12 protein-coding genes are annotated in these 19,151 nt (G+C 71.0%); 6 read left to right on the forward strand and 6 right to left on the reverse strand.

Features of this window, described 5'->3' with window-relative positions:
* Window positions 1-27 precede the first annotated feature (27 nt).
* The 4 genes from lexA to LV75_RS03115 form a co-directional block, all read right to left on the reverse strand.
* Window positions 28-672: a transcriptional repressor LexA gene (gene lexA / locus LV75_RS03100; RefSeq protein WP_253885083.1), complete on the reverse strand. Its 645-nt coding sequence runs from the start codon at window positions 670-672 to the stop codon at window positions 28-30.
* Between the two features lie 20 nt (window positions 673-692).
* The gene (locus LV75_RS03105) at window positions 693-836 is read right to left on the reverse strand and encodes a hypothetical protein (protein ID WP_253885084.1); all 144 of its coding nucleotides are present in this window, start codon (window positions 834-836) and stop codon (window positions 693-695) included.
* A complete protein-coding gene (locus tag LV75_RS03110) occupies window positions 800-2,773 on the reverse strand; it encodes an NACHT domain-containing protein (protein WP_253885085.1) in 1,974 nt (657 codons plus the stop codon). Before LV75_RS03110 ends, LV75_RS03105 begins: the two co-directional genes overlap by 37 nt.
* A gap of 1,003 nt (window positions 2,774-3,776) precedes the next feature.
* Complete coding sequence (locus LV75_RS03115) at window positions 3,777-5,612, reverse strand: S8 family serine peptidase (protein ID WP_253885086.1); 1,836 nt, start codon at window positions 5,610-5,612, stop codon at window positions 3,777-3,779.
* A 205-nt stretch (window positions 5,613-5,817) separates the two neighbouring features.
* On the opposite strand from LV75_RS03115, the gene LV75_RS03120 reads away from it, so the two are divergent.
* The gene (locus LV75_RS03120) at window positions 5,818-7,149 is read left to right on the forward strand and encodes a tetratricopeptide repeat protein (RefSeq protein ID WP_253885087.1); all 1,332 of its coding nucleotides are present in this window, start codon (window positions 5,818-5,820) and stop codon (window positions 7,147-7,149) included.
* 71 nt (window positions 7,150-7,220) lie between these two features.
* On the opposite strand, the gene LV75_RS03125 is transcribed toward LV75_RS03120, so the two are convergent.
* Window positions 7,221-7,790 (reverse strand): TetR/AcrR family transcriptional regulator, encoded by a 570-nt coding sequence (locus LV75_RS03125; protein WP_253885088.1) that lies wholly within the window; start codon window positions 7,788-7,790, stop codon window positions 7,221-7,223.
* A 54-nt stretch (window positions 7,791-7,844) separates the two neighbouring features.
* Between LV75_RS03125 and LV75_RS03130 the strand changes: the two genes are divergently transcribed.
* Together LV75_RS03130 and LV75_RS03135 are read left to right on the forward strand one after the other, a co-directional pair.
* On the forward strand, window positions 7,845-8,327 hold the full coding sequence (locus tag LV75_RS03130; RefSeq protein WP_253885089.1) for an FBP domain-containing protein: 483 nt from the start codon (window positions 7,845-7,847) through the stop codon (window positions 8,325-8,327).
* A 136-nt stretch (window positions 8,328-8,463) separates the two neighbouring features.
* Complete coding sequence (locus LV75_RS03135) at window positions 8,464-9,321, forward strand: universal stress protein (protein WP_253885090.1); 858 nt, start codon at window positions 8,464-8,466, stop codon at window positions 9,319-9,321.
* Window positions 9,322-9,402: 81 nt separating this feature from the next.
* Here LV75_RS03135 and LV75_RS03140 read toward each other — a convergent pair whose 3' ends face one another.
* The gene (locus LV75_RS03140) at window positions 9,403-10,371 is read right to left on the reverse strand and encodes an Acg family FMN-binding oxidoreductase (protein ID WP_253885091.1); all 969 of its coding nucleotides are present in this window, start codon (window positions 10,369-10,371) and stop codon (window positions 9,403-9,405) included.
* Between the two features lie 468 nt (window positions 10,372-10,839).
* Between LV75_RS03140 and LV75_RS03145 the strand changes: the two genes are divergently transcribed.
* The 3 genes from LV75_RS03145 to LV75_RS03155 all read left to right on the forward strand — a co-directional run bounded on the left by LV75_RS03145 (window position 10,840) and on the right by LV75_RS03155 (window position 19,006).
* A complete protein-coding gene (locus tag LV75_RS03145) occupies window positions 10,840-16,365 on the forward strand; it encodes a LamG-like jellyroll fold domain-containing protein (protein WP_253885092.1) in 5,526 nt (1,841 codons plus the stop codon).
* A gap of 233 nt (window positions 16,366-16,598) precedes the next feature.
* On the forward strand, window positions 16,599-17,147 hold the full coding sequence (locus LV75_RS03150; RefSeq protein ID WP_253885451.1) for a YbhB/YbcL family Raf kinase inhibitor-like protein: 549 nt from the start codon (window positions 16,599-16,601) through the stop codon (window positions 17,145-17,147).
* A gap of 113 nt (window positions 17,148-17,260) precedes the next feature.
* Window positions 17,261-19,006: a serine/threonine-protein kinase gene (locus LV75_RS03155; RefSeq protein WP_253885093.1), complete on the forward strand. Its 1,746-nt coding sequence runs from the start codon at window positions 17,261-17,263 to the stop codon at window positions 19,004-19,006.
* Window positions 19,007-19,151: the final 145 nt, after the last annotated feature.

Consider the following 19,151-nt stretch of genomic DNA (forward strand, 5'->3'; position numbering starts at 1 on the left):
CGGGTCGGGTCACCCCAGCATAGGTCGTCAGATCGTGCGCAACACCGACACGACGGTGCCCAGGACCACCGCGTTGTCCCCGTCGATCACCTCGTAGGCCGGGTTGCGCGGCTCCAGGTACACGTGCCCGCCGCGCCGCCGGTACACCTTCACCGTCGCCTCGTCGTCGATCATCGCGGCGACCACCTGACCCGAGTGCGCCTCCGACCCCTGCCGCACGACCACGACGTCCCCGTCGCAGATCGCCGCGTCCACCATGGAGTCACCGCGCACCCGCAGCGCGAACACCGTGCCCCGCCCGGTGAACTCCCGCGACAGCGTCAACACGTCGTCGACGTGCTGCTCGGCCGCGATCGGCACACCCGCGGCGATGTCGCCCACCACCGGCACGCTCACCGACCCGTCGGACTCCCGCTCGCGCGGCCCCAGGAACGCGCGCACGTCGATCGGCCGCGACACCGAGGTCCCGCGCCGCAGGAAACCCTTGTCCTCCAGGACCGCCAGGTGCCGCGACACCGTCGAGGCCGACCGCAGCCCCACGGCGTCGCCGATCTCGCGGGTGCTGGGGGAGTAGCCGTGGCGCACCACCCAGTCCCGGATGGCCAGCAGGATCTGCTGCTGCCGCTGCGGCAGCTCGGCGGCTTCCGCGAAGAACTCGTCGTCGACGATCACCGAACGATGATAGTGACCGCTCACCCCCGGTCGGTCGGCCAGTCCGCGACCAGCACGATCGTCTCGTCCGACCGCGCCTCCCCGGTCGCGCGCCGCCGCAGCAGGGTGACCCCCGCGGCGAAGTCGATCAACCGGACCGCCAGGTCGCCCTTGGTGTAGCGCACCGCCGCGGACAGGTACAGGCACGCCAGCCGGGCGGTCGTGGCCTGCCGCTCGGTGATCTCCGGCGCGTCGCTCTCGACGGCCCCCGGAGCTCGTGCAGCACGGTCAACGCCGCGCGGCTCCAGCGGTCGCCGATCTGGCCGGTCACCGCGGCCAGCACCGCCAGCAGCAGCCCGTCCAACGCCTCAGGGGGCGCGTCCCACCCGCTCCACTTGGTGAACGCCGACCCGTTGAGCCACATCTTGGCGACCGTGCGCTCCGTGACATCGCGGAGCCCCACCGCGAAGGCGAACCCGTTGTCGCCCTGCCACTGGTCCACCAGCCCGTCGAGCGGACCGATCAGCGGGTGCAGGACCCCGGCCGCCGGGTAGACCCGCTCGACCGCCGCCACCAGCAGGTCGGCGACCGCGGCGAGGTGGTACGGCATGTCCACCGCCGCCGTGAAGTCCGTGAGCAGCGGCAACCCGCCCTCGAGCGAGGCCACCGAGAGCCAGTCCTGCCCGGCCCGTTCCTGCACCCGCAGCGCCGCGCGCACCAACCGGTACACCAGTTCGCTGCCCGTGACAGCCTTCGCCCGGCCGCCCTCGACCTGCGTTCGCGCGGCGCTCACGGCGTGCAGCACCAGCAACAGGAACGCCGACGGCGCGTCCAGGTCGTCGAGCAGCGTGGCCCACAACGACTCCTCGGTCACCAGGTGGGGCTGCCCGGAGAACGCCCAGACCCCGAGCGCCTGGTCCACCGTCCACACCGGGTGCCCGCCGCGGAACTGGTTCTGGCCCTCCAGTTCCCGTCGCCGGGGTAATCGGTAGGTCTGGTCGCTGTCGAGCACGGAGTTGAACCACAGGCAGAACTGCTGGGCGCGGTAGCCGGGCACGCCGGAGCAGACGCCGTCGAGGTCACCGCCCACCGGCTCGCTGACGCCGATCTCCAGCTCGAACAGCCGGTACAGCGACGCGGGGACCGGCCGGTCGGCGATGCGCGTCCCCCGCCGCGGGTGCGCCCACCCCGCGACGTAGCGGTTGGCCAGGATGGTCGCCGTCGCCCTGCGCTGCTGCGCGGTGGCCTGCTCGAAGCGCTTGGTGTCGAGCAGGTTCGCCAACTCCTGCCGCAGCGCCGGTTCCAGCGCCAGCGCGTCGCCCTGCTCCAGGCACTTGTAGGCCAGCGACAGCGCGTTCGGCGACCCGGAGATCAGGCACGCCCGGATGATGTCGTCGGCGTCGGCCTCCGCGGTGTAGAGCAGCGTGGTCTCCTCCCAGTACGCGTCGTCGACCCGGTAGATCAGCTCGTCCAGCTTGTGCTCGCGGATGTGCGCGGCGGCCAGGTACTCCTGGAACGTCTTGTGCGCGAAGGCGTACAGGCCAGCCTCGCGCTCGACGAGCAGCCCGTTGGACGAGGCGTCGGCCACCACGTCGGCCGCGGTCAGCGGGGTGGACAGCTTGCGCAGGGTCGGCGCGAACTCGGCGAGCACGTCGTCGCGGCGCAACTCGGTCACCCCGGCGGTCATCATCCGGAAGGCCAGCGCGCGCAGCATCTGCTCCTTCTTCTCCCCGGCGAGCGCGACCGGGAGCTTCTTGGCCTCCTGCCTGCGCCACAACATGACCTGGCAGATCTCCCGGTACAGGTCCGCCCGGCTGCCCGGCAGCGCGCCGCGGAACCGGTGCACGTTGGCGATCATGGTCAGCAGCAGCGGGTTGGCGGTGAAGTCGGCGAGGCCGGGCGCGCCGTGCAGCTTGTCGAGCAGGTCCGCGCTCAGCTCGTCGGCGCGGGTGTTGACCTCCTCGTCGGTGCCCTCGATGCTCAACCGCTCCACCGCCCGGTACCAGCGCCGCACGAACCGCTGGACCTGCTTCGGGGTGAACTGCCTGGTCTGCAGCCGCAGCGCGCCCACCAGCGGCGCGGCGAGGATCCCCTCCAGCCGGTCGGCTCCGCCCCAGCCCACCCACCTAGCCCGTGGACACTCGGACGCGACGGTGCCATCCCGGCTGCCGTCAGGTCTGCCTTAACCACCTGCTCAGCGCGTGGACACTCGGCCCCCTCGGTGCCAGCTGGACTTCCGTCAAGTCCGCCCCAGCCCACCTGCTCAGCGCCTGGACACTCGGACCCGGCGGTGTCATCTCGGCTGCCGTCAGGTCCGCCCCAACCCACAGTGCCAGCCCCTGGACACTCGGACCCAGCGGTGCCAGCCCGCCCCCCGTCAGATCCGCCTCAACCCACCTGCTCAGCGCCTGGACACTCGGAAGGTCCGGTGCCATCCCAGCCCGCTCTCGGCTGCCCTGCCAACCCAGCACCTGGACAGTCGGACTCGCTGGTGCCAACTGCTCGATGGGGTGGACCTGTTTTGCGTGGGGGGACGACACCCGTAGCGTCGTTCGCAGCAGGGCCATGCTTTTCGGCCCCTGCTTTGCGGTCCTGCCACGGGTGTCGTAGGGGCCCCGCGCAAAACAGGTCCACCGCATCGAGCTTTTCGCATTGTCGCGGATCGGGCCCGATGTTGCCGCTAGGCAACGAGGCGTCCGATCCCGGTGGCCGAGGTCGCCGCCAGGCGACGAGGCCGTCCACCGGAGCCGAAGGCCCGAATCCCTTGCCCCGCACCCCCAGCAACGGCTGACGTCAAGATCAACCTGACCGAAAGCCCCCAAATACACAGCCTATCGCGCAGCACCGACACAACGGGAGCAGCAACCAGCACCCTGTGGACAACCAGAACCGTTGTGGACAAACAAACCACCACAACCAGGCCCCGCAAGATCATCTGCCACAAGAGCCCCCGATATACAGCCTACCGAGCAAACCCGACAGAACCGCAGCAGCAACCAGAGCCCTGTGGACAACAGAAGACGTTGTGGACAACAGAAGAGTTCGTGGACAACAGAATGAGGTCGTGGACAGCAGAAGAGGTCGTGGACAACAGAAGAGGTTGTGGACGGCCACCCCATCACAACTCAGCGAGCATTCACCGCCAGGTCATCCAAGATGAAGTTGGCGACATTCGCCGTATCTCCCCACCCGTCAAACCACAACCGCACCGTCTTCCCCGCGAACCCCGACAGATCCACCGTGTACTGCTTGTACCCCGCAGGTGCGCCCTTCGCCGGGAATGACGCCAACTCCCGCTCGTCGGTCTGGACCACGAGTCGGTCCCACGTGTCGGGGGAGGCGTTGGTGACCTTGGCCCAGAAGGTGAGCGTCGACCAAGCGCACTCGCGCGGGATGGTGACCGTCTGGGTGATCTTGTTGCCGAGTGATCCGAAGGTCGGGATCTTCGCCGCCCACGAGCCGGTGCGCGGGGCCTCGGCGCCGGTGTAGCGGTCGATGTAGTAGCCGCTGGACCACCAGTCGGTGTCGCCGTTCTCGAAGCCGGGGTTGAGGAACTTCTGGCCGCCGCTCGGGCACGTCCACCCCGGCGGGACGACCGTCGCCTGGAACCGCACGGTCGTGGTCCGGTTCGCCTTGTCCTTGGCCGACACGGTGATCGTGCTGTTGACCAGGGTCTGCGTGGGCGTGCCGGAGATCAGTCCGGTGCCCGCGCCGATGCTCGTCCCGGTCGGTAGCCCGGCCGCCGACCAGGTGTAGGGCGCGGTGCCGCCCGCCGCGGACAGCTGGATGGTCATCGGTGTCCCGGTCCGCTGCGCGCGGTACCCGGGGTTCGGCACGACCGGGTAGCCGGGCCTGCTGCCGGTGCCGACGATGAGCAGCTTGTTGGGTGAGCCGGTCCCGGCGTTGGTCACCTTGTTCGGCGTCGCCTCCAGCACGATGTGCGATGCGATCTGCGCTGGGGTGGTTGCCGGGTCGACCGCGAGCAGCAGTGCCGCCGCCCCGGTGGCGTGCGGCGCGGCCATCGAGGTGCCGCTGATCGTGTTCGTCGCCGACGGGTAGCCCGTCCACGCCGAGGTGATGTACTCACCCGGCGCGAACAGGTCGACGCAGGTGCCGGTGTTGGAGTACGAGGACCGCGCGTCGCCCTCGCTGGAGGACCCCACGGTGATCGCCTCGGCCGTCCGCGCGGGCGACTGCGCGCAGGCGTCGCCGTTGTCGTTGCCCGCCGACACGACCGTGCTCACCCCGTCGGCGATCAGCCGCTGGATGGCGCCGTCGAGCACCGGGTCCGGGTCCCCGCCCAGGCTGAGGTTGGCCACCGCGGGCCCGGACGTGTGATGCGCGATCACCCAGTCGATCCCGGCGACGACCGACTCGGTGGTGCCGTTGCCCCGGCAGTCGAGGACCTTCACCGCGACCAGCCGCACCCCCTTGGCGACGCCGTGGCCGGTCCCGCCGACGGTCCCCGCGACGTGCGTGCCGTGGCCGTGGCAGTCCGCGTCCTTGCCGTCGCCGCTGGTGTTGGTGCCCCACACCGCGCGCCCGCCGAAATCGGTGTTCGCGGTGTAGATCCCGGTGTCGATGATGTAGGCCGTGACGTTCGACGCGGTGGTGTTGTAGGTGTAGGCGTCGTCGAGTTCACCGCCGCTCTGGTCGATCCGGTCCAGCCCCCACGACGGCGGGTTGGTCTGCGTCGTGTCCGCCCGGACGACCCGGTTCGGCTGGACGCTCGCCACAGCGGGGTCCGCGGCCAGTTCGCGCGCCTGGCGGCCGGTCAGCTCGGCCGAGAACCCGTTGACCGCGCGGCTGAACGTCCGCTTCGCCTTGGCCGCGTACCGGGTGGGGGAGTGGCCGTCCTTGAGCACGACCAGGTAGTCGTTCGTGCCCCCTTCCGCCGCCGCGGGCACCATCCCGGCCGATAACGCCGCCACCGCGACCACGAGCGTGAACAGTCTGCGCACCCCGAACCTCCCCGATCGGTTGTCTGTCTGCACGCTAGGAATCGCGGGATTGCGCCACCGGTGATCATCGGCGATTCACCGGAATGCGGGCGGCCGTCACTCGATCGGCGGAGCCGCTGCCCGATCGCGGAAAAGCCCACCCGGGGGATCGGCGGCCGCGTACCCTCGGTGGGGCTGGCCGAGGCGTACCGGGCGGGGTGGCTGAATGGCGGAGTCGGGGAATCCGGTGCACAACGAGATCGCCCCCGGTGCGGTGATCTCCGGCGATGTCGTGCTCACCGGCTCGGTCGTCGGCGGCATCCACAACTACCACTTCACTTCGGGCCGCTCCGCGCCGTTCGAGGTGCCCAATATCAGTATGGCGCAGGCCGAGGAATTCTACGAGACCGCGCGCAGGCTCGAATTCGAGTGGGAGGTCGAGGTCCCGTTCGCGGAGATCCGGGAATTGCTGCACGCGGCGGCGCGCGCTGGTCACGTCGACGCGATGGCCAAGTACGGCCTGATCGTCGAGGGCCGGTTGCAGGCCATGCTGAGCGGTCGCGAGGCCGACCCGGCGACCCTGGACGTCGACGGGGCCCTGCGGTGGTACACCAGGTCCGCGCACCTCGGCAGCCCCGCGGGCGCGCTGTACCTGGGTCGGATCTACGAGGAGCACTTCGGCAACCCCGCCGACGCCCTGAAGTGGTACGCGAAAGCCGCCGACGCCGGGGTCGCGGCCGCCCGTTCCCGGCACGACGGCCTGCGGAGGCGGTTGGAACTCGGCCTCGGTCACCTCGCGGGCAAGAAAGCGTTCAGCACAGCGTCGACCCCGCGGACCGGAAGGACACCGATGCCCCCGAGAACCGATTTCGACCGCTGGATCGCCACCGAATGGGACAACAGCGAACCCAAAGCCATCGCGTTCTGCCTCGGTCAACTCGCCGAGACCTGCGGTGGTCCGCACGGCGAGTGGGGAGTGCTCGCCGAACCGGAACAAGTCGCGCTGGTCAAGCATTTCAGCGCACTGCACCCCACGCTGATCACCCTTCCCGGGGTGGCGTTCGAGTACCACCAGGGCATCGGCGAGGGGAATCTCCGCGATTTCGCCGCGCGGCTCCTGTCCGGTCAGGTGCCCGATCCGCACGACTTGGCACCGGTGTGGGCGCGGCAGAAGCGCGAGGGCCGGGTCAGCACCACGCAGTTCTTCTACACCGTCGAACTGACCGTCGACGACTTCGACCACTTCACCTCAGTGCTCGACAACATCGTCGACCTCCTGCGTGCCGAGGCGAGCGCCGACCCGGTCCGCCGCGAGTACCAGCTCAAGATCGCGCTCATCCACCAGGAACTCCGCCACCGCCGCGAGTCCGCAGTCCCCGCCGCGACCGGGCGCGGCACGTGGGAGTTCTTCCCGCTGTTCACCCCGGAGCAGCTGCAGGACGTGCTGGCCCTCGCCGACCGATGCGCAACGGACGCAGCCGCCCCCGCGGACTCCCAAGCCTTCTGGGCCCGCTTCGCCGCGGCCCTGCGCGCCGCACCCGCCCAGCCGTTCTCCTAGTGGTGCGACCCAGAACGTCGACCGTGCCTCGACCCACTTGGCGGCGTTCTGAGTCGAGCTGAGTCGAGCCACTAGGCGCTCGGCCAGTTCCGCAGGAGCGCGTCGAGTGCCGCCACGGTCGCGGCCCAGGACGCGTCCACCTCGCGCGGGGTGAGCCGGAAGCGGCCGCCCGCCTCCAGGGTCACGTACCCGTGGAAGGTGCTGTGCAGCAGCCGGATCGCGTCGGTCTGGGCGGGTTCGGGCAGCTGGTAGCCGCGCAGCAGGGCGCGGGTCATCGCCGAGTGCCGCCCGGCTGCGCTCCCCGCCACCGTTTCGTCGTCGAGGTCGAGCTGCGCGGCCGCGTACCGGCCGGGGTGGCGCAGCGCGTAGTCGCGGTAGGCGTTGGCGAACGCGACCAGCGCGTCCTTGCCCGCCCGGCCCGCCAGCGCGTCGGCGACCCGGTCGGCGAGCTCGGCCATGGCCAGCAGCGCGACCCGAACCCGCAGGTCGCGGGCGCTCTTGATGTGCGAGTACAGGCTCGCGTCGCGCACCCCGAACCGCCGCGCCACGGTCGAGACGGTCACGTTCTCGAACCCGAGCTCATCGGCCAGCTCCGCCGCCGCCAGCGTCAGCCGCTCGACCGTCACCCCAGCGCGCGCCATGCGTTCCCACCTAAGTTGGTTATTCAGTTGCCTAGGGGTATTAGGCTACTCCCTATGTTGCCGGTCACCGAGAACGCCATCCGGGCCTCCTTCGTCAACTGCACGAAGGGCGAGGCCAAGCGCCTGGTCGTCCCCCGCGACCTCGCCGAACGCCCCTGGGCCGACCTGGACTTCCTGGGCTGGCGCGACCCGGCGTCACGCGAGCGCGCCTACCTGGTCGCCGAGTCCGACGACCGCCTCGTCGGCGTCGCCCTGCGGGTCGCCCCGCAGGCGGGCCAGGTCCGGCGCGGCATGTGCGCGCTGTGCCTCACCACCCACCCGGGCACCGGTGTGTCGTTGATGACGGCCCGCAAGCCCGGGCAGTCCGCCAGTTCCGTGGGCACCTACATCTGCACCGACCTCGCCTGCTCGCTCTACCTGCGCGGCAAGAAGCAGACCGAGCCGGGCGGGCGCCTGCGCGAGTCCCTCACCCTCGCCGAGGTGATCGACCGCACCGCCGCCAACCTGGCGGCCTTCCTGAACCGGGTGCGCGAGTAGTACCGGGTCGGAGTGCCCGGTGCGCGGCACCAAGGTCCCGGGTGGCTGAGGACCTCGGACAGCGGTGACCCGACCACCATCGCCACTACCGTCGGTGGTGCGGTCCGCAATCGTCCACAGTGAACAGGAGTGCGGTATGAGCCACCCCGTATCGGTTGCCGTCGACGGCTCCGAGTCCGCCCGCGAGGCCGTGGTGTGGGCGGCCGCCGAAGCCCACCGGCGCGAGACCTGGCTGCGGGTCGTCACCGTCTACCCGTGGCCCATCACCGGTTTCCCCGAGGCCGCCGCCACCGGCCCCCAGTTGCTCGCGGGTCTGCGGGAACAGGCCCACGCGACCCTCGCCGAGGCGCGGGACGCGGCCAACGTGACAGCGCCCGACCTGCTCGTGCGCACCGCCGCGCTGGAGGGTGACGTCGTGGCGGAACTCCGCGCGGCGAGCGAGGGGGCGACGCTGCTGGTGCTGGGATCGCGTGGACTGGGCGGCTTCTCGGGCATGCTGCTCGGTTCGACCGCGGTCGCGTTGTCCGCGCACGGCGCCTGCCCCGTCGTCGTGGTCCGGGGTGAGAGCAAGGGGTCCCGCGTCGTGGTCGGCGTCGATGGTGGGCCGACCGATGACGCCGCGCTGGCGTTCGCCTTCGAGCACGCGGCCACCGCCAACCACACCGTCGTCGCGACCCACGCCTGGAGCGACACCCTCCTCGACGCCGCCCACACCGCGGGCTACGCCGCGCTGGACTGGGGGCAACTGTCCACACAGGCCGGTGAGCTGCTCGCCGACCGGGTCGCGCCCTGGCGCGCCAAGTTCCCCGCCGTCCCCGTGGAGCTGGTCGTTGCCCGCTCCCGGCCCGCCCGACTGCTCCTCGAGCAGGCGGCCGACGCCGAGTTGGTGGTCGTCGGATCGCGTGGGCGGGGCGGTTTCGCCGGACTCCTGCTCGGGTCAACCAGCCAGGCCTTGATCCGGCACAGCCCGTGCCCGGTATCGATCGTTCGCTGACTCCGCCTTGCGCTGACCCCGCATGAGCCGGACCGCCCCAGGAAGGGTGGTCCGGCTCGGTTTCGTTGAAGGTGAAGGCTCCTAGACGAAATCCAGGACGTCGGTGACCGGTCTCCGTGGTGTTCGCGGCAACTCGCCCGCGCCCGCCATCGGCCTGCCGACCCGCACCACCATCTGCGGCACCATCGTGTTCCCCACCACCTCCGCCCGCACCCGGGCGCGCGACGAGGGGGACTCCAGCGACTGCGTGATCGGGCACGAGACGAGCCGCGAAGCCGTCGCCGCCAACGTCACCGCACTGGTCGCCTCGCCCGCGCGCAATCTCGACTCCCGGTCGTCGGATTCGGTCCCCAGCACCAAGAGCGTCCCCGCGCCACCCTGGGGCGACGCCAGGCCGGGGGCGGAGAACCGCCGCGTGACGAGGTCGCCGTAGCGGACCTCCCGGGGCGTGTTCGCCGAGGGCACCCCGTCGACGGATCCGCTGTGCCTACCGGACCACGCCGCCATCTCGTCGTGCGAAGCATTTGACCGCAACGAGTTGGCCAGGTTCGTCAGCTCGGCGAGCCGCGCCCGGGCGGGGCCGGTCACCACCTGGACCAGCACGCCCAACTCCGCCGCCGCGCGGATCATCTCCCGCAGCGGGGTGTCCTCGACCGGCCACTCGGCGTAGCCGCGGCGATCACTGCGCCTGCGGATGATCGCTGACGCCGCAAGGACTTCCGCGCGACTCGGGGGTGCGGAAGTCAGTTCCACCTCGGCCAGCAGCGTCGGATCGGCCGGGTCGGGCCCGCGGTGCACCCGCGACCGCCAGCCGAACGCCGCCAGCGCGGTGACCAGGTGGTGCAACGCCGCGCCGCAGCTGATCACCAGGTCGCGGCCGTCCGGATCGGCGGCGGTCAACCGCCTGGTCTGATCGGCGTGCAGGCGGATCGAGGACCGGCCGACCCGCCAGCGCCACGGCTGGGTGTTGTGCGCCGACGGCGCGCAGCACGCCAACCGCAGGGCGGTCACCACCGTCTCGTTGTCGGGGAACACCTCGGCCGCGGTCATCGCACCGTCCTCTTTGGTCGCTCCGGACCGGGTCGGTGCCCATGGCGCCCGCCCCGGGTCCGGTACCGCAAGCCTCGGTCCCCGACCGGGCCCGCGTCCGCCGCCCAAAGTCCCGTCGTGGCACGTCTTCGGGCCCTGTGGTTGGTGAGGGGCGAAACGTCGCAATAACCTGTTGCGAAGTGGCGAACCGGTCAGTGGAAACGCGGTGGGAATTAATGCTGTGGATGAGGCGGCAATTGTGATAAGGGTCGGGTGTGACGCGAGCGTTCAGCCGTCGCCGCTCGGGCATTCGGCGTAATTCGGGCCCGATTGGCACTCGTCAAGTAGTTGGTGACCAGGCAAAACGGACTATTGTTCGAGTAAGTCGAACCGGCGGAACTTGATGGTCGAAACATTGTTTGGCACTTCCCCCGGTGCGGATCCGACAGCTATGGTCCGTTCGACCGCGCCGATTCCTGGGGGTTTCACATGCGCCGAAGTTCCCGCACGCCCACACGAGATCTGTTCGTCCGCGCCGCCGCGCGGACCGGGCAGACCCTGCTCATCGCCGCGCTCGCGGTAGCCGGTCTGAGCACGACGGCCACCGCCGCCCCCGCGCCCGCCGCGTCGTCGTTGACCGGCGCCGAGCAGGACGCCTTCGCCAAGGCCAAGGCCACCGGGGAGCCGGTGGTGGTCGCCGACGCGGTCACCGAGACGAGCCAGGTCCTGGTGAAGCCGGACGGCCGGTTCGTCTACGAGTCCAGCGCCGCCCCGCAGCGGGTCAAGCGCGGCGACAAGTGGCAGCCCGTCGACGCCGCCCTGCGCGCCGCTGCCGACGGCACCCTCACCCCCGCCGCCGCCCCGCTGGACGTCTCGTTCTCCGGCGGCGGCACCGCCCCGTACGTCACGCTGAAGTCGGCGCAGGGCCAGGTCGCGCTGCACTGGCCGACCCCGCTGCCCGCGCCGCGGGTGGACGGTTCCACCGCGACCTACGCCGGTGTCCTGCCCGGCGTCGACCTCGTCCTCGCCGCTTCACCGCTGAGCTACCAGCAGGTCCTGGTGGTGCACGACGCCGACGCGGCGGCCAACCCGGCGCTGCGCCAGGTGAAGGTCACCGCCAGGTCCACCGGCCTGACCGTGCGCACCGGCGCGGACGGCGCGCTCTCGGCCGTCGACGCCGAGGGCGAGGTGGTCTTCACCGGCTCCACCCCGACCATGTGGGACTCCGCGCGTCCGACCGCGACCGACCCGGCCCCCACCGCGACCGACCCCAAGGCCGCCCGGGTGGACAAGGTCACCGTCACCGCGCGCGAGGTCGCCGTCGAGCAGCCCGCCGCGGCAGGCAAGAAGACCACCGCGGTGCGCAACGCCGAGATCTCCGTGCTCCCCGACGTGGCCGCGTTGACCCGACCGGGCGTGAAGTACCCGGTCTACGTCGACCCGTCGCTGACCGGCAACCAGCTCGCCTGGGGTGAGACCACCGCCAACGGCTTCAGCTACTTCAACGCCGCGATGGTCGCCCAGGTCGGCCGCTGCAACAACAGCAACGGCGACTGCGGGTCGCTGACCACCGCCCGGTCGTACTTCCGGCTGAACACCGAGCCCATCAAGCCCCGCTCGGGCTGGGCCGCCGTGGTGTGGACCGCGGGTGTCTACACGACCCAGGTGCACGGCGCGAACGGGTGCACCGCCGAGCCGGTCCGCCTGTGGAGCAGCGGCCCCATCTTCTCGGGCATGTCCTGGAACAACCCGGGTCTGTCGGGCCACCTCGACACCGTGTACTCCGCCGCCGGTGACCAGTGCGGTGGCGCGGGTGGCGTGCCGTTCACCGCGCCGCCGGTCAAGGACTTCGTGCAGACCGCCGCCAACGGCGGGTGGAACGACATCACCATCGCCCTCGCGGCCGACAACGAGAGCCTGCAGTCGCAGTGGAAGAAGTTCGCCACCTCCGGTGCCGCCGCGCCGAAGCTGGTCGCCGAGTTCAGCTACCGCCCCAACCAGCCCACCGGCCTGCTCATCCCCGCCGCGGGGCAGTGCTGGCCCTACAGCGCGACGGTGGCCACCGCCACCCCGACGCTGCACGCCACGGCGACCGACAACAACAGCCCGACGCTGCCGGTCATCCTGCGCTACGAGATCTACAACCGGATCACCAACGCCCTGGTGACGCACTCCAACAACAGCGTCGTGATCGCCTCGGGCACGACGGGGACCTGGACCACACCGACCCTGCCCGACGGCGACTACCGCTACCAGGTCGGCGCGCTCAGCCAGTACCCGGGCGACGCCAACCGCAACCTGTGGGGACCGGCGTACTCGTCGGTCCTGGACTTCAACGTCCGGACCGCGCCGCTGCTCACCCCGGTGGTCAAACCGAGTCCGGACTACCCGAGCGGCGCCTGGGGTTCCCCGGCGAACTCGCCCGGCTCGATCTCGGTGAGCGACCCGGGCAGCCCGGGTGGTGAGGTCGAGGGCTTCACCTACACCTTCAACGGCCCCGGCACCGAGGTGCTCCCCGGCCCGACCGACTGCGACTTCGACAAGGTGTTCGGCCTCACCGGCGGCTGGGTCTCCGGCTCCTCGGCGACGATCCGCCTGCCCGCGGGTCTCTCGCCCGGCTACCACACCCTGCACGTGCGCAGCTTCGACCGCTCGCACAAGCTATCGCCGGAGACGCAGGCGTACCAGTTCTACGTCGCGCCGACGACCCTGCTCTCGCCGACCAAGCTCGAGGCCGAGTCGATGACGGTGTCGCAGCCGGGCGGGCAGGGCGTCACCATCGCCACCCAGGCCAACTGCTGCGGCGTGACCTGGTCGAACAACGCGCAGGTGCACTTCTACGGCACCGCGGCGAACCAGTCGTTCACCCTCGGCTTCACCGTTGGCGCCGAACAGGACTACGACCTCGGCCTCGGCGTCACCCGGTCCACCGACTACGGGCAGGTGGCGTACGCGATCGACGGGCAGGCCGTCGGGCAACCCTCGCTCAACGGCCCGGTCGGCTCGTTCGAACTCTTCGAATGGGTCGTGCGCACCCGGCACGTCCCGCTCGGGACCAGAAGGCTGACCGCGGGCGCGCACACGCTCACGGTGACCGTCACCGGGACCAACGGCTACTCCATGGGCCAGCGCTACCACGCGGGCGTCGACTACCTGCTGCTCACCCCGACCGGCCGGTTCGAGGCCGAGCAGCCCAGCCAGGTCACCCCGACCCAGCCCCCGGGCCAGTCGATGACCGTGGCCAGGCAGAACCAGGCGGGCGGTGGCACCTACTGGTCGGAGGGCGCGCAGCTCGGGTTCGACGCGACCGCCGCAGGCGCCTCGGTCGAGCTCGCGTTCAAGGTGCCGGTCGAGGCCGACTACGCCCTGGGCGTCAACCTCGCCAGGGGACCGCAGCAGGGCCAGGTGACCATCAAGGTCGACGACGTCGCGCTGGCCAAGACCGACGACACCCCGTGGGACGGCTACCAAGCGGCCGCGGGCACCACGTACCTCCCGCTCGGCGGCGCGCACCTCGGGGCGGGCACGCACAAGGTCAAGATCACCGTGACGGGCAAGCACGCTTCCTCGTCCGGGTACAAGGTCGGCGTCGACTACTTCGGCGCGGTGGCCTTCGCCGCGGCGACGGCGGTGGACTTCACCTCGGCGATGAACAACAACGGCATCGCCCCGGAGGGCACCGCGGCCGACCTGGACACCAACGGCCTCGCCTCGATCTCGGCGCAGACCATGGCCGCGGCGGGTCTCGCGCCCGGGTCGTCGTTCACCGTGGACGGTGCCACGTTCGTCATGCCCGCGCACCGCGCCGACGGCAACGACAACGTCATCGCGCACGGCCAGACGATCCCGCTGCCGCTCGCGCAGCAGATCAAGTCGAGCGCGGTCGGCCTGCTCGTGGTCGACACCTGCTACGCGGTGCCGCAGCGCTCCGGCGCGGTGACCTATGTGGACAACACCGTCGACCGGCCGCAGTTCCCGACCGTGCCGGACTGGTTCCTGGGCCCCAAGGAGTCGGCGCACGTGGTGCTGCCGCACTTCAACCTGGGCACCGCGATCGCCACCACCGGGCAGCCGCGGCTGTACACGATCTTCGTCCCGACCGACCCGACCAAGACGCTGAAGTCGGTCACCCTGCCCAACTACGGCACCCCGTTCGTGCCGGGCTGCGCGGGCGGTCCCGCGCTGCACGTGCTGGCCATCGCGCCGCGGCCGGTGCAAGCCGGGTGGCTGGGTGCCTGGTCCGCGCAGCCGGACACCACGTCCGTCCCGCCGGGCGGGGTCGGCTTCGCCAACCAGACGGTGCGCACGGTGGTGCACCCGAGCCTGACCGGGTCGCAGGTCCGCGTCACGCTGTCCAACTCGCTCAACCCGGCCCCGGTCACCGTCAGCAAGGTCTCCGTCGGCGCCCAGCAGGGCACCGGGGTCGACTCGGTCGCCACCCCCGCCGCTGTCCTCTTCGGCGGCAGCGCCTCGGTGACGATCCCGGCGGGCGGTGAGGTGACCAGCGACGCGGTCGCCTTCCCGGCGGGCGGAACCGGCAACCTCGTGGTCAGCGCTTACCACGCCACGGCGCTGTCCCGGGTCCCGGTGCACTCACGACCGACCGCGCCGGTGCGCATCGGTTCCGGTGACCTCACCGCCACGGCGTCGGGCACCGGGTTCGCCACGGTCGCCAACGGCAGCTACCTGGTGTCCGGCCTCCAGGTGTCCACATCGGACAACTCGCTCGGCACCGTGGTGGTCCTCGGTGACCAGCAGTCCGCCGCGGCTGGCACCGACGCCAGCGCCGGTCACACCAAGACCTGGGTCGACCGGCTGCCCGGCGCGCTGACCGCGGCCGGAACGCCGTTGCCCGGCAGCATCGTCAACGCCTCCCGCTCCGGTCTGACCGCCGCCGCGACGTGGCAGATGAACGAGCCAAGCGGTACCACGCTCACCGACTCGAGCGGCTCGTTCCCCGCCACGCTCGCCGGGACCAGTGCCCGCACCGCCGAACGCGGTGGCGCGGTGGACTTCGACGGCAGCACCGGTCACGCCGTCGTCTCCGGGAACCCGATCAAGACCACGGAGAGCTACACCATCTCCGCGTGGGTGAAGCTGGAGTCGACCACCTGGTCCGGGGTGGTCTTCAGCTGTGGTACCGGCGGCGCAGGCTCGCTGGAGTTGGTGTACTCCAAGCCGAACAACGCATGGGCGCTGGGCAACCACGGGGGTGGGGCCTCCGCGCTCGTGCTCGGCCCGGCCCCCGTGCTCAACACCTGGACCCACCTCGTCGGCACCTACGACGTCGGTACCAAGGAGATGAGGCTCTACGTCAACGGCGCACTGGTCGCGTTCGCACCCCGCGTGTCCGCCGATGTCGCCGGACCGTTCGTGATCGGCGCCGCGAAGTCCGCCGGTGGCGTGGTTTCGGGGTACTTCAACGGGTCCATCAGCGAGGTGACCCTGTTCCAGGGCGCCGCGACCGCGACCGACGTGGGCGTCCTGTACCGGGGCAACGCCGTGACGGGTCCCCGCGCCGGTGTCGGGTCCCAGTCACTCGCCGATGCCGCCAAGACACTCAACAGGCACGCCTACGGTGAGCCCAACCTGCGCACGGTGGTGGTCGCCCTGGGTGCCAACGACGTGCTGGCGGGCGTCAACAAGACCGACATCCTCACCGGTTTCCGCAACGTCATGCACCAGGGCAACGCCGAGGCGCTGCGCAACACCCGCCGCACCGACGGCAGCCTCAACCACGTCATCGTGGCCACCATCCCGGCACTGGGCCTGGCCGCGAACGACCCCCGCGAGATCGTCCGCCAGCAGGTCAACGCCGACCTCCTGAACAACTTCACCGACCAGGGCGCCGACGAGGTCATCGACATCGCGGGCACCGTCGCCGACCCCGCCAACACCAACCTGATCAGCCCCACCTACCTCACCGCAGGCCAACCCAACGACACCTACTACACCGTCGTAGCCGCCGCCATCGCCGCAGCAGCCTCGACCTTCCCACCCACAGCCCAGTTCTAACCCGCTCCTAGCCAATCCGACCCGAGTGCCCGCCGACCTCCCCTCGGCGGGCACTCGCTTGTGGCCGTCCGGCCGCAGTGGTCGACCACGTCCTCCTGCGCGGAGTCCGCTACTGGGTGTGAACAAGTGACTGTGGCTGCGTGAATACCGGACGCCTAGGCTTGGGGGCCCCGGCGCGTGTACCGATGAACCACCAGTCTCCTCAGGAGCCTCCAGTGAGAACAACACGTATCGTGCTGTGCGCCTTGCTCGCCATCTGGGCCGTCGGGTTCTCGCCCGCGGCGGCCGCGCCCGCGGCGTTCGCCCTGTCCAGCACCGCCTTCGCCAACGGCGGCCTCATGCCCAAGGTGCACGAGTGCACCAGCGGCGGCGGCAACGACCCCGCCAAGAAGAACGAGTCCCCGCCCCTGGCCTGGTCGGGTGCCCCCACAGCCGCCAAGAGCTACGCGATCGTCATGCGTGACCTCGACAACGCCAACCTCATCCACTGGGTCATCTACGACATCCCGGTGAGCGCGACAGGCCTCCCGCAGAACGTCCAGCACGTCTACCAACCCCAGGTCCCGGCGGGGTCCAGGCAGATCTACTACCGGGGGAGCGCGAGCCTCTACGGCTACCAGGGTCCCTGCTCACCCTCGACCGTGAACACCTACGAGTTCGTCGTCCACGCCCTCAACCGGGCAACCCTGACCACCCTGAACTCCAGTTCGTCCACCCAGACCGCCGCCAGGGCGATCACCGCCGCCTCGATCGATTCAGCCAGGATCACCGGCGAGTCCTGACCGGTCCGCGAGCGGTCGGGGCGGGCCACGCCCACCCCGACCGCTCGTTTACCAGTGCGAATGAGCGCAGGTCGGGCGGTTGGCGGGGTGGGTGCGGTTGCTAGCGTTGCGCGGTGTCTGAGGGAGAGCAGACCGGGCGCGTAGTGGGCGGCCGGTTCGAGCTGTTGGAGCCGCTGGGTAGCGGTGGCATGGGGACGGTGTGGCGGGCCCGCGACGTGGGCCTGCAGCGCGAGGTCGCCATCAAAGAGGTGCGCCCGGCCGACGCCGCGCTCTTCGAGCACAACCCGGCGCTGGCGGCCCAGCAGCGGGAGCGGGTGCTGCGCGAGTCCCGCGCGCTCGCCCGGCTGCAGCACCCCAACGTCGTGTCGATCTACCAGATCATCGAGGACAACACCCCGTACCCGTGGATCGTGATGGAGCTGGTCCAGGGCGCGTCGCTGGACTCGCGGCTGCGCGAGGGCACCCTCGCCCCGGCCGAGGCCGCCCGGATCGGCCGCGACGTGCTCCGGGCCCTGCGCGCCGCGCACACCGCGGGCATCCTGCACCGCGACGTCAAACCGGGCAACGTGCTGCTGAGACCGGACGGCAGCGCCGTGCTCACCGACTTCGGCATCGCCGCGCTGCACGACTCCGGCCAGCTCACCGCGACCGGCGAGGTGATCGGCTCCCCGGAGTACATCGCCCCGGAGCGGCTGCTCGGCGACGAGACCAAGACCGCGTCGGACCTCTGGTCGCTGGCGATGCTGCTGTACGTCGCGGTCGAGGGCTACCACCCGCTGCGCCGCGCCACCACGATGGCCACCCTCGCCGCGGTGATGACCGAGCCGGTCCCGCCGCCGCGGCGCTCCGGCGCGCTCGGCGCCGCCCTCAGCGCGGTCCTCGTCCCCGACCCGGCCAACCGCCCGACGCCCGAGGTCCTCGACCGGATGCTCGCGGCGGCCGAACACGGGGCGCCGATGCCCCTCGGCCCGCCCACCCCGGCGGGTCCCGCCTTCCCCGCGCAGCCGACCCCCTCGACTCCCTTCCCCGCCCAGCCGACCCCGTCGACCCCGTTCCCCACCCAGTCCGGCCCCGGCTTCTCCCCGCCCAGCACCGGACCGTGGAAGCAGCAGCAGTTCCCCGCCTACTGGCCGCCCGGGCAGTCGCGCCCGAACCAGGTGCCCACCCGCAAGCGGACGGCCGCGGTGGTGGTGTCGCTGGTCGCGGTGGCACTGGTCATCACGCTCACCGTGCTGCTCACCAACTACCTGTCCGGGGGCGACGACCCGTCCAGCACCGGATCGGACAGCCCGGGAACCGAGGTCAGCACGCCGTCGGTGACCGGCGGTCCCAGCAAGACCGGCGGACCGGCCACCCCGCCGACGAAGGCCACCCCCGCCACCACCACGGCGAAGACGACCACCGCGGTCGCCGTGCCGGAGGACCTGCTCACCCCGGCTGGCGCGCGCCAGGTGGCCACCGCCCTGAGCGGGGTCATGGGCGGCACCAAAGTGTCCGACCTGACCATCTACGCCAAGTACGCGATGGCGACCGCCCCCGCCGCCACGGTGAAGAACGGCTTCGACGACTTCGAGTACCGCAACGGGACCGCGACCCGCAAGGGACCGGACACAGTGGACGCCGACCGGGCCGTGGTCGACCTCAACAAGGTCAACTGGGACGCGCTGCCCGCCCTGTGGGAGCGGGCCGACAAGGACCTCGGCGTGGCCAAGCCGACCATGCGCTACATCATCGTCGACACCGGCCTCATCGACCACGTCCCGGCGCTCAAGCTCTACGTGACCGACGAGTACGGCGGCGCCTACCTGCTGGCCAACCTCGACGGCAAGGTGCTCAAGCTCTTCGCCCGCGACAAGTGACCCGCCGGGTCGAGCGCACCACGCCACCCGGGCGCGGTGCGCTCGCCCGAAGGGACTAGCGGATATCCGTCAGTCGGACGCATTTTCGATTCCGTTGAGCACGTCGACGCATATTCGATCCGATTTCACCCCACCGCCCGTTTCG

The sequence above is a fragment of the Actinokineospora diospyrosa genome (assembly GCF_024171925.1).
Classification (GTDB): domain Bacteria; phylum Actinomycetota; class Actinomycetes; order Mycobacteriales; family Pseudonocardiaceae; genus Actinokineospora; species Actinokineospora diospyrosa.